Here is a 13,177-nt window from a genome sequence, read left to right on the forward strand (position 1 = left end):
GGGCTCTCGCGGGGATGCGGGTGCGCGTCAGGGGACGAGCGGAGCCAGGTAGGGCAGCTCGCCGTCGAGCACCGGCACCGAGATGAGCGTGCCCTCTTCTTCGCCGGACTGGAAGAAGCCGGGGACGTCGGCGCCCGGCGGGGTGTCGAGCCCTTCGACCAGGAGCGGGTCTTCGCCGTCGGCGCCGAGGCTGACGGTCGTGCGGGCCGGGACGCGCACGCTGAGCTGCTCGCCGCCCCCGCCCTCGCCGATCTCGATGCGCAGCGTGTGCGCCTCGTCGGTGTCGTTGACGATCGCGGCGACGAAGTTGCCCTCCGCGCCGTCCTCGGTCGCGACGATGTAGGCGTTGCGCACGTCGAGGGGGCCGTTGTCGTAGACGTTCACGCCTTCGGCGGCCGAGTACTGAATGGTGGTGGCCTGCGGCGAGATCATGCTGCACCCGGTCGTACCGAGCGCCACGGCGGCCGTGAGGGCGCCGATCGCGATCAGGCGCCGCGTGCGCGAGTCACGGGCCGCTCCGTTGGCGCGGTGTATCGAGATCACTGACCCTCCCAGGACGGATGACGGCTTCCTCAGCATTCTAGGGGGTTCGCCGGGCGCGCCCGCGGGGGATCGTGCCGCCGGTGAGCGGCGAACTCTAGCGTATGTCGCCTGTGGTATCCTGGAGGTTGCCGAAAGGACATAACTCCATGCTTTTTGAGGTTGGCGAGACGGTCGTTTACCCCCACCACGGCGCGGCAACGATCATCGAGGTCAAAGACCGGATCATCAAGGGCGAGACCAAGAAGTATCTGAAGCTCAACGTCACGCAGGGTGATCTCATCATCGAGGTCCCTGCCGAGAATGTCGATCTGGTCGGTGTCCGCGACGTCATCGGCAAGGACGGGCTCGACAAGGTCTTCGAGGTGCTGCGCGCTCCGTTCACGGAAGAGCCCACGAACTGGTCCCGTCGATACAAGGCGAACCTCGAGAAGCTCGCGTCCGGTGACGTCATCAAGGTGAGCGAGGTCGTGCGCGACCTCTGGCGACGCGACCAGGACCGCGGACTGTCGGCGGGCGAGAAGCGCATGCTCGCGAAGGCGAAGCAGATCCTGATCTCCGAGCTCGCTCTCGCCGAGAAGACCGACGAAGAGAAGGCCAGCGTCATCCTCGACGAGGTCCTCGCGAGCTGACACCTCGCTCGACGGGCGCACCGCACTCTTCCCTGAGGCGGCGCCCGGTAGCGTGGAGGCGTGACGATCACACCTGTTCCCCGCGTCGGCATCATCGTGGTCGCGGCCGGGTCAGGCACCCGCTTGGGGGCGGGAGCGCCGAAGGCGTTCGTCGGCATCGACGAGCACACCGTGCTGCGCCATGCGCTTCGGCGCGTGTTCGACGCCCCCTCCGCGCAGGTGGTGATCGTCGCGCCGGCGGGCCGTGAAGGGGACGCGCTGAGCGAGGCGCTGGCCGCGGCGGGTCCGCGCCGGGACCTGGTCTCGGTGGTGACGGGTGGTGCCACCCGGCAGGCGTCGGTGGCCGCCGGTCTGGCCGGGCTCTGGGCCGATATCGAGATCGTGCTCGTGCACGACGCGGCGCGCGCTCTCACCCCGCCCGAGGTGTTCGAGCGGGTGATCTCCGCGGTGGACTCCGGCAGCGCGGGGGCGATCCCCGTGCTCGCGGTCGTCGACACCATCAAGCGGGTCGAGGGCGGCGAGGTGATCGGGGCGGTGGATCGCTCCGAGCTCTCCGCGGCGCAGACCCCGCAGGCGTTCCGTCGAGACATCCTCGCGTCGGCCTACCGTGACGCGTCCGGCGAGTTCACCGATGATGCCGCGCTGGTCGCGGAGGCAGGCCATGCGGTGGTGGCCGTGCCGGGGCATCCGCTCGCCTTCAAGATCACGGCGCCCGCCGACCTCGACCGTGCCCGCGCCCTCGTCGCGGCGGCGCCCATCGCGCCCGCCCCGACGCGCCTCGAACACGACGCCGTGCTGCCCCGCGTCGGCGTCGGCACCGACGTGCACGGCTTCGGCGGAGACGGCGACCTGTGGCTCGCCGGCCTCCGGTGGCCGGGGGAGCAGGCGCTCGCGGGCCACTCCGACGGCGACGCCGTCGCCCACGCCATCGTCGACGCGCTGCTCGCCGCAGCGGGCCTCGGCGACATCGGCACGCACTTCGGCACCGACCACCCCGAGTACGCCGGGGCGCACGCCGATGCCTTCCTGTCGCGCACGCTCGGACTCCTCGGCGAGGCGGGATGGCGCGTCGGCAACGTGTCGGTGCAGGTTCAGGCCAACCGGCCGCGATTCGCCGGGCGCCGCGCCGAGGCGGAGGCAACGCTGTCGGCCGCGCTGGGCGGTGCACCGGTGACCGTCTCGGCCACGACCACGGACGGCCTGGGTTTCACCGGACGCGGCGAGGGCGTGGCGGCGTTCGCCGTCGCCGTGGTGGTCAGGGCCTGACCTGCCTCACAGCCGACGGGTCATGAAGACCGAGAACGGGTCGTCGCGATACCCCTCGAACGGGCCGCAGCGCACGAACCCCTCGCTCTCGTACAGGCGCTGGGCGGGCACGAACTCGGGCGTCGAACCCGTCTCGAGCCACAGGCTCGTCATGCCCCGCTCCCGCGCCTGCTCGATGATGTGCCGCAGCAGCGCGCGACCTACGCCCTGGCCGAGATAGCGATCGTCCACGCGCATCGACTTCAGCTCGCCGCGCGACGCGTCGAGGGACTTCAGGGCGCCGATCCCCGCGAGGTCGTCGCCCGCCCAGGCCGCCCAGAACGAGACGGCGGGGTCGCGCAGGCCGTCGACGTCGAGGGCGTGCACGCTCTCGGGCGGCGACGTGTCGTGCATCCCCGCGAGGTGGAAGGCGATGAGCGCCCGCGTGGTGTCGGAGGCGAGATCGTCGGGACGGATGTCGAGAGTCGCGGTCATGTCGCATGCCAGTGTGCCATGACCGGCGTTGCGGGCAGGTTACGTCACGCCTCGACGGCGAACGGCGCGGGGTCGCGCGGCGCGCGGGATCCCCAGGCCAGGAGAGCCAGTCCCGCGCCCAGGACGATCAGGCCCACGACGGCGAGCGCGGACAGCCGTTCACCCAGCACCACGATCCCGAGTACCGCCGCAGTGAGCGGTTCGCCGAGGGTGAGCGTGGCGGCCGTGGCCGCCGTGAGCCCGCTGAGGCCCCAGGTGAAGAGCACGTACGCCACCGAGATCGTGCCGAGCCCCAGCCAGAGGGCCATCGCGATCCCGCTCGCGGTGCCCAGCCAGGCGAGGTCGACGAACGGCAGCCCGAACGCGCAGATGACCGCCGACGACGCTCCCATCGCGCCGACCACGGTGAACGGATCCCACCCCGAGTCCAGGAGTCTCCGCTGCGCGTTCGCGATCACGGCGAAGGACGCACCGGCGCCGATCGAACCGAGGAGACCCACGGGGTCGGTTCCGCCGGAACCGCCCGACTGCCCGCCGAAGCCGAGCAGCACGACGCCGAGCGTGGCGAGCGCGGTCGCCCCCATCCACGTCGGGGTCGGCATCCGCCGCGTGAGCGCCCACTCGAGCAGCCCGGCGAGGATCGGCGCCGAGCCGAGGGCGACCACCGTGCCGACGGCGACGCCGTTGCGCGCGGTGCCGAGGAAGAAAAGGGGCTGGTAGAGCGCGAGACACGCGCCGGTCAGCACCATGAGGGACAGCGGACGCCATCCCAGCCGCAGCCGCGGAGCGGCGTCCACCGGCCGGCGGCGCGCGTGGCGGGCGGCGAGAGCGAACGCGAGCACGGCGAGGCCCGTGCCGCCGATCACCATGCGCATGACGCCGATCGACAGCGGGGTGGTGCCCTCGGGACCGAGGGCCTGCGAGGTGCCCGTCGTGCCGAACAGCATCGCTGCGGCGAGGACGGCGAGCACATGCATCGCACTCAGTTCTACCGGAAACCCGGCCGGTAGGCTGGTCCGGTGACGGTTCAGCTCTACGACAGCAAGGCGCAGGCCCTGCGGGACTTCGTTCCGCTCGACCCCGCGAACGTCACCGTCTACGTCTGCGGCCCGACGGTGCAGTCCGGCCCGCACATCGGTCATCTGCGCGGCGCGCTCAGCTTCGACATCCTCCGCCGGTGGCTCGCGCACCGCCACGGCCGCGTCACCTTCGTCCGCAACGTCACCGACATCGACGACAAAGTGCTCGCCAACGCCGACGAAGGCGAGCCGTGGTGGGCGCTGGCCTACCGCATGGAGCTCGAGTTCTCGCGCGCCTACGCGGCCATCGGCATCCTTCCCCCGACCTACGAGCCGCGGGCGACCGCGTCGATCCCGCAGATGCAGCAGCTCATCGAGCGCCTGATCTCGGCCGGGCACGCGTACGCCGCCGATGGCGACTCGGATGCCGCGGGAGACGTCTACTTCGACGTCCGTTCGTGGCGGCACTACGGCGAACTCACGCGTCAGAGCCTCGACGCCATGGAGCCCGCCGCCGACGCCGACCCCCGGGGCAAGCGCGACCCGCGCGACTTCGCGCTGTGGAAGGGCGCCAAAGCCGACGAGCCGGAGTCCGCCACGTGGGACTCGCCGTGGGGACCGGGCCGGCCCGGATGGCACATCGAGTGCTCGGCGATGTCGCGCCGCTACCTCGGCCCGGAGTTCGACATCCACGGCGGCGGCCTCGACCTGCGCTTCCCGCATCACGAGAACGAGCTCGCCCAGTCCACCGCGGCGGGCGATCCCTTCGCCCGGTACTGGGTGCACAACGGGCTCGTCACGGTCGACGGTCAGAAGATGTCGAAGTCGCTGTTCAACTTCGTCCTCGCTTCCGAGGTGCTCGAAGAGCTCGACCCGCTCGTGCTGCGCTACGCGCTTCTCGCCGCCCACTACCGGTCCAGCCTCGACATCTCGCAGCGCGGGTTCGACGAGGCCGAGGCGGCGATCGGCCGCATCCGCACGTTCCTCGAGCGGGTGCGGCGCGCGGGGCACCCGTTCGTGTGGAGCGCCGAACGGCCCGAGGGCTTCGTCCCGGGTGCGGAGGCCCCGCTGCCCGAGCCGGGCGGCCCCTGGTCCGACGAGATGCCGCCCGCGTTCGCGGCGGCGATGGACGACGACCTGGGTGTGCCGCAGGCGCTCGCCGTCATCCACGACGCCGTCCGCGCGGGCAACTCCGCCCTCGACGCCGGCGACGACGGCGGGGCCTGGGAGTGGTCGCTGCAGGTGCGGAAGATGACCGGGATCCTCGGCATCGACCCCCTCGACGCGCAGTGGAGCAGCTCCGACGGCTCGGCCGAGGCATCCGCTCTCGACGCCCTCGTGCAGACGATGATCGCGCAGCGCGCCGACGCGCGGGCCGCGAAGGACTGGGCGGCCGCCGACCGCATCCGCGACGCCATCGCGGCGGCCGGGATCGCCCTCGAAGACACCGCCGACGGGACGCACTGGAGCATCGCGGATGCTCCGGCCCCCGACAAGCCCGGCTCGCGCGAGCGGGCCCGCCGGGAGACCCCGGCCGGAAAGGAAACTCATGGCTAAGCCAGGACGCCCCGGCGCCGCGAAGGGCAAGAAGGGCCCGACGAAAGGCACCGGCGGCAAGAACAAGCGCTCGCTCGAAGGCCGTGGGCCGACCCCGAAGGCCGAGGACCGCGCCTGGCACCCCGCCGGCAAGCGCAAGGCGGCCGCCGAGCGCTACGCCGCCGCCGGGGGCAAGGGGAAGCCGGGCGGATCGTCGGGCCAGAGCCGTCAGCCCCGCGCGAAGAAGGACGACGACACCGAGACCGTGACGGGCCGCAACTCCGTGCTCGAGGCTCTGCGCGCCAAGATTCCCGCCACGGCGTTCTACATCGCGCAGCGCGTCGAGATGGATGATCGCGTGAAAGAGATGCTCGCGATCGCCACGCACCGCGACATCCCGGTCCTGGAGGTGACGCGACCCGAGCTCGACCGCATGGCCGGTTTCGACGGCGTGCACCAGGGCGTCGCCCTGAAGGTGCCGCCGTACGAGTACGCCCACCCGCAGGACCTTCTCGAGGAGGTCATCGCCGACGACGTTCTCCCGCTCTTCGTGGCGCTGGACGGCATCACCGACCCGCGCAACCTTGGCGCGATCATCCGCTCCACCGCGGCGTTCGGGGGACAGGGCGTGATCGTGCCGCAGCGCCGCTCGGCCAGCGTGAACTCGGCGGCCTGGAAGACCAGCGCCGGAGCGGCCGCCCGCATCCCCGTCGCGATCGCCCCCAACCTCACGACGACGCTGAAGGAGTTCAAGAAGCAGGGCGTGTTCATCCTCGGCCTGGACGGTGGCGGCGACGTGTCGCTCCCGTCGCTCCAGCTCGCCGACCGGCCCGTCGTCATCGTCGTCGGCTCCGAGGGCAAGGGGCTGTCGCGCCTGGTCACCGAGACGTGCGATCAGATCGTGTCGATCCCCATCTCCGGAGCGACCGAGTCGCTGAACGCCGGCATCGCGGCATCCGTCGCCCTCTACCAGGTGGCCACCCTGCGGGGTGCCGCCGCGGAGTGACGGATGCCTGAGCCGGCCGCATTCACGGGAATGAATCGGCCGGGCGGCGCGCTGGCATTCACATCACCGTCGAAAGGAAGACCATGGCACGCATCGCCGTCATCGGAGGAACCGGCTACGCCGGCAGCCACATCGTCCAGGAGGCCGTGAACCGGGGCCACACCGTCGTGTCCGTCGCCCGCACGGTCGCCTCCGACCGGGTCGAGGGCGCGACGTACATCGAGGGGACCCTGCTCGACGTGCCCAGCCTCGTGGCGGAGCTCGAAGGCGTCGACGTGGTCGTCCTCGCGGTCCCCGCTCGGGGAGACATGGAGGGGAGCGTCCGCTCGAACGTCGCCGAGCTGCTCGTCGAGCTGCCCGACACCGTCCGCGTCGGCGTGATCGGCGGCGCCGGCGGCAGCCTCGTCGCCCCCGGCGGCGAGCGTCTCGTCGACCAGCCGTCCTTCACCGAGGAGTACAAGCCCGAGGCGCTCGAGGCGATCGGCGTGCTCGAGGATCTGCAGGCCGGTCCGGCGTCGCGCGACTGGTTCTACGTGCACCCGGCGGGCGGATTCGGCGCCTGGAACCCCGGCGAGCGAACCGGAACCTACCGCGACGGGGGCGACGTGCTCGTGACCGACGAGAACGGCGAGTCCTTCATCTCGGGTCCCGACCTCGCGGTCGCCGTGATCGACGAGATCGAGGAGCCGAAGCACTCGCGCGAGCGCTTCACCGTCGGCTACTGATCACGCGCGCAGGAGCGCCGCGTTCGACGGATCGGGCGCGATCTCGCCGCGCTCGATCCGCCGAGCGAGCGCGGTCACGGCGGCGTTGACGGGAGTCGGCACACCGAGGCGTTCGCCCTCCGTCGCCACCAGGCCGTTGAGGTCGCCGGCCTCGCTGCGGCGGCCCTTGCGCCAGTCCTGCAGGACGGTCGTTGTGGCACCCTCGACGACGAACCTCTCGTAGAGCACGTCGAGCATCGTCTCGACGACCGCGTCCTCGTCGCCGATGTCGGCGGCGGTCAGCCCGAAGATCGGCAGGGCTCGGTGTCCGCGCGCGCGTCCCACGGCGAAGGCCTCGCGGCCGGCGGCGAGCATGGCGTCGCGCACACCCGGCACGCGGATCGCGTCCGCCATCGGCAGACCGAGCGCGGCGGTGGTCACGAGCACCGTCGCGTTGCTCACCAGCTTCATCCACTTCGCCGACGCGATGTCGTCGAAGCGGGCCACGGTGCCGGATGCCGACAGCAGCTCCGCCACGACGTCCGCGCGCGGCGCCGCGTCGACCGCGAACCACGACCTCTCCGGGGCAGTGTGCCGGTGCACGACGCCGGGTTCGTCCATCGTGGACGACACCTCGATCACGCTGCCGACGGTGCGGTCGGAGCCGACGGCGGCGGCGACCGCGTCGGTGGTCATCCCGTTCTGCAGGGCCACGACGAGGCCGTCGGGGGCCACCGCAGGGGCGATGAGCTCCGACGCCCAGCGGGTGTCATAGGCCTTCATGACGACGAGCACCACGTCGAACGGATGCCGCAGCTCTGCGACCTCGCACACATGGAGCGCGCGCGGCTCGACGATCAGCTCCCGATCGGGCATCTCGATGCGCAGTCCGCGCGACCGCATCGCGTCGACATGGGCCGGCCACTGCTCGACGAGGGTCACGTCGTGCCCCACGGCGATGAGATCCGCGCCGATCGATGCGCCGTTGGCGCCGGCTCCGATGACGGCGATCGAGCGTCCCATGCCTCTCCCTGGAGTAATGGTGTACATTTTCGCGGCAAACGCCGAAGTCATGCGCGATTGGTTCACAAAGTACTTGATCTTGCGCGTGATTCGGGTGACAGTGTAAACCAAAAGTGAACATTCTCGACGAGGAGAACACATGAGCGAACCAGCCCCCCGCCCGGAACAGTTCGGTGACGACCGCCCGTTCGTCATCCGCAACGCCACCGTGATCACCATGGACTCGCCCGGCGTGCTCGAAGGCGCCGACGTCCTGGTGGTCGGCACGGACATCGCCGCCGTCGGCCACGCTCTCGACGTGCCCGAGGGAACGCTCGAGGTCGACGGCTCCGGGGGGATCGTCACCCCGGGGTACATCGACACCCACCGCCACATGTGGCAGACGGGCCTGCGCGGATACGGCGGGGACTGGGCGCTCAGCCAGTACTTCGTCTTCTACTACCTCAACTGGGGCGAGGTCTTCCGGCCCGAGGACGTGTATGCGGGGAACCTGCTGAGCGCCCTGGAGTCGGTGGACACCGGCGTGACCACGACTCTCGACTGGTCGCACGGGCTGCGCACGCCCGAGTACGGGGAAGCGGCGCTGCAGGCGTTCCGCGAGATTCCCGGGAGGTTCGTGCTGGCCTACGGCAACTATCTCGGCGCTCCGTGGGAGTGGGCGAACAGCCCGGAGTTCCGCGACTTCGTGACGCGGAACTTCAACTCTCCCGACGACATGCTGGGACTGCAGCTCGCGTTTGACGTGCCCGGTGCCTCGGACTTCCCCGAGAAGGGCGCGTTCCAAGCCGCCCGCGACCTCGGACTGCGGGTGACGACGCACGCCGGCGTGTGGGGCGCCACCACCGACACGGCGATCACGCAGATGTACGACGCAGGGTTCATGGACGACACCGTCACCTACGTCCACTCCGCCTCGTTGAACGAGCAGAGCTACCAGAAGATCGCCGCCACGGGTGGAACCGTATCCGTCGCGACGGAGTCGGAGCAGAGCGCGGGCCAGGGATACCCTTCGACCTGGGCGATCCGCCGCCACGGCATCCCCGCCTCCCTGTCGATGGACACGAGCGTGTGGTGGAGCGCGGACTTCTTCTCGGCCATGCGCGCCACCCTCAGCGCCGACCGGTCGCGCGATCACCTCGAGGCGCACTCGCGCGGTGAGACGATCGTCGCGAACCGCCTGCGCGCCGAGGACGTCCTGCACATGGCCACGATGGGAGGGGCGAAGTCGCTGGGGATGGAAGACACGATCGGCTCGATCACCCCGGGCAAGCGCGCCGACCTCGTGCTCATCAAGAACGACGAGTCGCCGGCGATGACCCCGATCCTCCACCCCTACGCGCACGTCGTGTACCAGGCGGGAACGGCCGACGTGCACACGGTGGTCGTCAACGGGCGGGTCGTCAAGTACGAGGGTCGCCGCATCGGCCTGCCGCTCGCGCCGATCCGCGACAAGGTCGCCGCGTCGGTCGAGTATGTGCGCTCGAAGCTCGGCGAGCAGGCGTGGCAGGAGGGCATGCACCCCGAGATCCCCGTCGACGAGGAGATCGAGAACCCGTACCGCTACACCGACGGCGACGCGCACGTCGTCGCGCAGGGACGCGAATGAGGAGCCCGCAGCACGGAGGCCGTCGATGATCCTGCACGTCGCCCTGTTCCGATGGCAGCCCGACGTCACCGACGAGGACGTGGAGAGGCTCGCCGTCGCCCTGGAGGCGATGGCCGCCGGCATCCCGGAGATCCGCGGGTACCGGTGCGGTGCGAACCTGCGCCTGCGCCCGAGTCCCGCGGACTTCGCGGTGGTCGCCCTCGTCGACGACGAAGCCGGCCTGTCGGCATATCTGGATGCGCCGTCGCACGCGCAGGTGTACGCCGACCACCTCACGGCGATGGTGGCCGACCGGCAGGCGTCCCAGATCACGGTCCCCGACGGGATCACGCTGTGACGCCCGACACGCCTCTAACGACCACGAGGGCGGCCGTCCTGCACGCAGCAGGCGACCTCCGCGTCGAGGAGCGCGAGATCCGCCCACCGGGCCCAGGGGAGGTGCTCGTGCGGGTGAGCGTCTGCGGCGTGTGCGGCTCGGACGCGACCGAGTTCTCGCGCGGCCCGGTGCTGACGGTGCTTCCGGTGACGCTCGGTCACGAGTTCGCCGGGGTCGTCGAGGCGGTCGGCGAGGGCGTGCGGCTGCCCGTCGGCGCGTCGGTGGTCTGCGGAGCGGGGATCTCGTGCGGCACGTGCAAGCCGTGCCGCAACGGCCGGACGAACCTGTGCCGGTCGTACCGGACGGCGGGGCTGCAGGTCGACGGGGGACTGGCCGGCCACGTCGTCGTCCCCGAGAGCATCCTCCTCGACGTGTCCGACGCCGGCCTTCCTCCGGACACCCTGGGTCTGGCCCAGCCGATGTCGATCGCGGTGCACGCCGTGTCGCGCAGCGGGCTGACAGCCGGGCAGGATGCCGTCATCGTCGGCGTCGGCGGGATCGGTGCCTTCCTCGTGCACGCCGCCGTCGCTACCGGCGCGCGGGTCCTGGCAGTGGACCGCAGCCCCGAGCGCCTCGCCCTCGCGGCGACCCTCGGCGCCGCGGCGACCTCCGAGGCGGGAAGCGCCTCCGTGCGGGAGCGCCTCGACGAACTCGGCTGGGAGGTCGACGTGCTGTTCGAGGTGAGCGGATCGGCGGCAGGCCTCGCGGAGGTGCTGGAGGCCGCCCAGCCGGGCGCGACGATCGTGCCGGTCGGGATCCAGCGCGGCGACGTCGAGGTGCCGCTGGGACACTGGACGCTGCGCGAGTACCTCATCGTCGGCACCGTCGCCCATGCGTTCGCGGAAGATCTCCCTCGTGCCGTCGAGCTGCTCGGCGCCCGCACGGACTGGAGCGACATCGCCGAGGAGGTGCTGCCGCTCTCGGGCGTCGTCGCCGACGCACTCGAGCCGATGCTCAGGGGAGCGAGTCGTCAGGTCAAGACGCTCATCGACCCCTGGATCGACGCGCCCCGGCCGGCCGTGCACGCTGCGGGCTGATCAGTCCAGATCGTCCATCGCCCGCAGCACGTCGACCGCCGACGCGATCGACGTCGGCGGAGTCTGCCCGGTCCCTGCTGCCGCGGGCATCGACTGGTTGTACTCCCGCCGGCCGACGACGAACCAGATCCCCCGCGCGATGCGGTCGGTCTGGTTGAGGTAGAGGTGGGGACGGATCGAATCGAAGTGCAGGCTGTCGCCCGGGCGCAGGGTGTACGTGTCGAAGTCAACCTGGACGGTGAGCTCACCCTCGAGCAGGTAGGCGTACTCGACGCCCGCGTGCCGCATGAGCTTGCCCTCGACCGAGCTGGTCGCGCCCGGGTCGTAAGTGACGAGCAACGCGTCGGCGGGCCCTTCTCCGGCCGCCAGGCGCTCCCACCGGACGCCGTTCTCCATCTCGAGCACCGCGTTGTCCTCGGCGCGCTGGACGGCGGCGCGACCCGCCGTGACGGCCGGTGCCACCGTGACCGCGGCATCCGTCACCGGCGTCGTCGTCGGGGGCACCCCCAGCAGCTCATCGATCGAGATCCCGAGGTAGGTCACGATCGCGTACAGCGTCGACACCGACGGCTGCGTCTTGCCCGTCTCGACCTGCGAGATGAGGGATGCCGACACCCCGAGGGCGCTCGCGACGCTCCGCAGGCTCATGCCCTTCTGCATGCGCGCCGTCCGCAATCGTCCACCGATGTCTTCAGCGACCACGGCAGCTCCTCTCGTGGGGGGATCGGGCAGCCTCATGAGCTCGATCCGCACCCGTGGAGGTTCAGGCTATCGCCCTCGCTCGGGATGCCGTGTACGCCTCGCCTGCACAGGCACCGAGGCGCGGCCGGGCGGCTAGGCGGGGACGGCGACATCGAGGAGCAGGTTCCGGTTGCGCGCACTGCGCTCGAGACGGCCGGCCTCGATCTCCTTCGCCAGGCGCACGGTATGTGCGTTGAACGGCGCGGCCTCGCCGCTGCGGGCGAGGACATCGACCACCAGCCCGTTCACCTCCGCGTACTCGGCGTGCCTGCCCTTGATCCAGTCCTGCAGCACCGTCGTCTTGGTGTCGGGCAGCGAGTAGCTCTCCAGCACCTTGCCGAGCAGGTCCGCCGCGTACTGATCGGGGTCGTCGACCCTCGCGTCGGCGAGACCGAAGATCGGGACGAGCGAGCAGCCGTCGGCGACCGCGGCGCGGGCCGCCTCCTTGCCGCACTCGACCATGAAGTCGTGCACGCCGGGCAGTTTCACCGCCTCGGCGAGGGGGAGATCGAGGATGGCTGAGGGCACCAGCTCGCCGGCGTTCGCGACGAGTTTCATCCACTTTGACGACCGGATGTCGGGCGAGATCGTGACCGTGCCGGTGTGGGAGAGGACGCGCTGCACCTCGATCTCGCGGCCGCGGGCACTGTCGTCGTAGGCGCCGACGGCGAACCAGGACCCGCGGGCGGGCGTCTGACGGTTCACCACCCCGGGCTCGTACATGTTCGACGCGATCTCGATGACGGCTCCGATCGCGCGGTGCGCGCCGACCGCCGCGGCGATGTCGTCCTGCGACATGCCGTTCTGCAGGCCGATGACGAGCCCGTCGTCTGCCAGGTGGGGCTTGATGAGCTCGCAGGCCCACCGGGTGTCGTAGGCCTTCACCACCACGAAGACCATGTCGAAGGGCTCGCGCAGGGTGGCCACGTCGCACAGGTGCATCGCCTTCACCGCCGTCAGACGTGTCTCGTCCGGCAGTCGGACCTCGATGCCCCTCGCCTTCATCGCCTCGACGTGGGCCGGCCACTGCTCGATGAACGTCACGTCGAGCCCCGCGCGGACGAGGTCCTCGCCGATGCCCGAGCCCTGCGCTCCTGACCCCAGGATCGCGATGCGCGGCTCTCTCTCCGTCATGGGTCCTCCTTGACACCGTGGGCGGCTGGCGTACGCTTCCGCTGTACACACGTGCTTTGACTGTACATATTCGTTCAGTGGAG

Annotated in this window: 14 protein-coding genes; 8 read left to right on the forward strand and 6 right to left on the reverse strand. The window is 71.0% G+C overall.

Going from position 1 to position 13,177, the window contains the following annotated elements; translation table 11 throughout:
• Window positions 1–27: 27 nt before the first annotated feature.
• Window positions 28–543 carry a DNA modification methylase gene (locus ACFUTX_RS03210; RefSeq protein WP_378860739.1) on the reverse strand — a complete coding sequence of 172 codons (516 nt, stop codon included), beginning with the start codon at window positions 541–543 and terminating at the stop codon, window positions 28–30.
• 146 nt (window positions 544–689) lie between these two features.
• Between ACFUTX_RS03210 and ACFUTX_RS03215 the strand changes: the two genes are divergently transcribed.
• Window positions 690–1,172, forward strand: coding sequence for a CarD family transcriptional regulator (locus tag ACFUTX_RS03215; RefSeq protein ID WP_204978742.1), 483 nt, complete (start codon window positions 690–692; stop codon window positions 1,170–1,172).
• A gap of 60 nt (window positions 1,173–1,232) precedes the next feature.
• Window positions 1,233–2,438 carry a 2-C-methyl-D-erythritol 4-phosphate cytidylyltransferase gene (gene ispD / locus ACFUTX_RS03220; protein WP_378860740.1) on the forward strand — a complete coding sequence of 402 codons (1,206 nt, stop codon included), beginning with the start codon at window positions 1,233–1,235 and terminating at the stop codon, window positions 2,436–2,438.
• Between the two features lie 6 nt (window positions 2,439–2,444).
• On the opposite strand, the gene ACFUTX_RS03225 is transcribed toward ispD, so the two are convergent.
• Together ACFUTX_RS03225 and ACFUTX_RS03230 are read right to left on the reverse strand one after the other, a co-directional pair.
• The gene (locus ACFUTX_RS03225; RefSeq protein WP_378860741.1) at window positions 2,445–2,912 is read right to left on the reverse strand and encodes a GNAT family N-acetyltransferase; all 468 of its coding nucleotides are present in this window, start codon (window positions 2,910–2,912) and stop codon (window positions 2,445–2,447) included.
• 44 nt (window positions 2,913–2,956) lie between these two features.
• Complete coding sequence (locus tag ACFUTX_RS03230) at window positions 2,957–3,889, reverse strand: DMT family transporter (RefSeq protein ID WP_378860742.1); 933 nt, start codon at window positions 3,887–3,889, stop codon at window positions 2,957–2,959.
• 42 nt (window positions 3,890–3,931) lie between these two features.
• On the opposite strand from ACFUTX_RS03230, the gene cysS reads away from it, so the two are divergent.
• The 3 genes from cysS to ACFUTX_RS03245 all read left to right on the forward strand — a co-directional run bounded on the left by cysS (window position 3,932) and on the right by ACFUTX_RS03245 (window position 7,198).
• The gene (cysS, locus tag ACFUTX_RS03235; RefSeq protein ID WP_378860743.1) at window positions 3,932–5,488 is read left to right on the forward strand and encodes a cysteine--tRNA ligase; all 1,557 of its coding nucleotides are present in this window, start codon (window positions 3,932–3,934) and stop codon (window positions 5,486–5,488) included.
• Window positions 5,481–6,473, forward strand: a complete 993-nt coding sequence (gene rlmB, locus ACFUTX_RS03240; RefSeq protein ID WP_378860744.1) for a 23S rRNA (guanosine(2251)-2'-O)-methyltransferase RlmB — start codon at window positions 5,481–5,483, stop codon at window positions 6,471–6,473. Before cysS ends, rlmB begins: the two co-directional genes overlap by 8 nt.
• Window positions 6,474–6,556: 83 nt before the next feature.
• On the forward strand, window positions 6,557–7,198 hold the full coding sequence (locus ACFUTX_RS03245) for an NAD(P)-dependent oxidoreductase (protein ID WP_378860745.1): 642 nt from the start codon (window positions 6,557–6,559) through the stop codon (window positions 7,196–7,198).
• Here the strand turns inward: ACFUTX_RS03245 and ACFUTX_RS03250 are convergent, their stop codons facing one another.
• On the reverse strand, window positions 7,199–8,200 hold the full coding sequence (locus ACFUTX_RS03250) for a ketopantoate reductase family protein (protein ID WP_378860746.1): 1,002 nt from the start codon (window positions 8,198–8,200) through the stop codon (window positions 7,199–7,201). It lies immediately after the preceding gene.
• A 139-nt stretch (window positions 8,201–8,339) separates the two neighbouring features.
• Between ACFUTX_RS03250 and ACFUTX_RS03255 the strand changes: the two genes are divergently transcribed.
• From ACFUTX_RS03255 to ACFUTX_RS03265, 3 genes are read left to right on the forward strand one after another with little or no spacing between them, the layout of a single operon-like run.
• The gene (locus ACFUTX_RS03255) at window positions 8,340–9,806 is read left to right on the forward strand and encodes an amidohydrolase family protein (protein ID WP_378860747.1); all 1,467 of its coding nucleotides are present in this window, start codon (window positions 8,340–8,342) and stop codon (window positions 9,804–9,806) included.
• Window positions 9,807–9,831: 25 nt separating this feature from the next.
• Entirely contained in the window at window positions 9,832–10,143 is a 312-nt protein-coding gene (locus tag ACFUTX_RS03260) for a Dabb family protein (RefSeq protein ID WP_378860748.1), read from the forward strand.
• A complete protein-coding gene (locus ACFUTX_RS03265) occupies window positions 10,140–11,219 on the forward strand; it encodes a zinc-binding dehydrogenase (protein WP_378860749.1) in 1,080 nt (359 codons plus the stop codon). Before ACFUTX_RS03260 ends, ACFUTX_RS03265 begins: the two co-directional genes overlap by 4 nt.
• Here ACFUTX_RS03265 and ACFUTX_RS03270 read toward each other — a convergent pair whose 3' ends face one another.
• Together ACFUTX_RS03270 and ACFUTX_RS03275 are read right to left on the reverse strand one after the other, a co-directional pair.
• Entirely contained in the window at window positions 11,220–11,921 is a 702-nt protein-coding gene (locus ACFUTX_RS03270) for a helix-turn-helix domain-containing protein (protein WP_378860750.1), read from the reverse strand.
• A gap of 132 nt (window positions 11,922–12,053) precedes the next feature.
• Window positions 12,054–13,094 carry a ketopantoate reductase family protein gene (locus ACFUTX_RS03275; protein WP_378860751.1) on the reverse strand — a complete coding sequence of 347 codons (1,041 nt, stop codon included), beginning with the start codon at window positions 13,092–13,094 and terminating at the stop codon, window positions 12,054–12,056.
• Window positions 13,095–13,177: the final 83 nt, after the last annotated feature.

This window comes from Microbacterium sp. NPDC057407 (assembly GCF_042803895.1).
Classification (GTDB): domain Bacteria; phylum Actinomycetota; class Actinomycetes; order Actinomycetales; family Microbacteriaceae; genus Microbacterium.

Bases quoted from the DNA above. Each gene is read 5' to 3' on its own strand.
- ACFUTX_RS03215 (WP_204978742.1), top strand. From the start codon at position 690: ATGCTTTTTGAGGTTGGCGAGACGGTCGTTTACCCCCACCACGGCGCG.
- ACFUTX_RS03225 (WP_378860741.1), bottom strand. From the start codon at position 2,912: ATGACCGCGACTCTCGACATCCGTCCCGACGATCTCGCCTCCGACACC.
- ACFUTX_RS03230 (WP_378860742.1), bottom strand. From the start codon at position 3,889: ATGCATGTGCTCGCCGTCCTCGCCGCAGCGATGCTGTTCGGCACGACG.
- rlmB (WP_378860744.1), top strand. From the start codon at position 5,481: ATGGCTAAGCCAGGACGCCCCGGCGCCGCGAAGGGCAAGAAGGGCCCG.
- ACFUTX_RS03245 (WP_378860745.1), top strand. From the start codon at position 6,557: ATGGCACGCATCGCCGTCATCGGAGGAACCGGCTACGCCGGCAGCCAC.
- ACFUTX_RS03250 (WP_378860746.1), bottom strand. From the start codon at position 8,200: ATGGGACGCTCGATCGCCGTCATCGGAGCCGGCGCCAACGGCGCATCG.
- ACFUTX_RS03255 (WP_378860747.1), top strand. From the start codon at position 8,340: ATGAGCGAACCAGCCCCCCGCCCGGAACAGTTCGGTGACGACCGCCCG.
- ACFUTX_RS03260 (WP_378860748.1), top strand. From the start codon at position 9,832: ATGATCCTGCACGTCGCCCTGTTCCGATGGCAGCCCGACGTCACCGAC.
- ACFUTX_RS03275 (WP_378860751.1), bottom strand. From the start codon at position 13,094: ATGACGGAGAGAGAGCCGCGCATCGCGATCCTGGGGTCAGGAGCGCAG.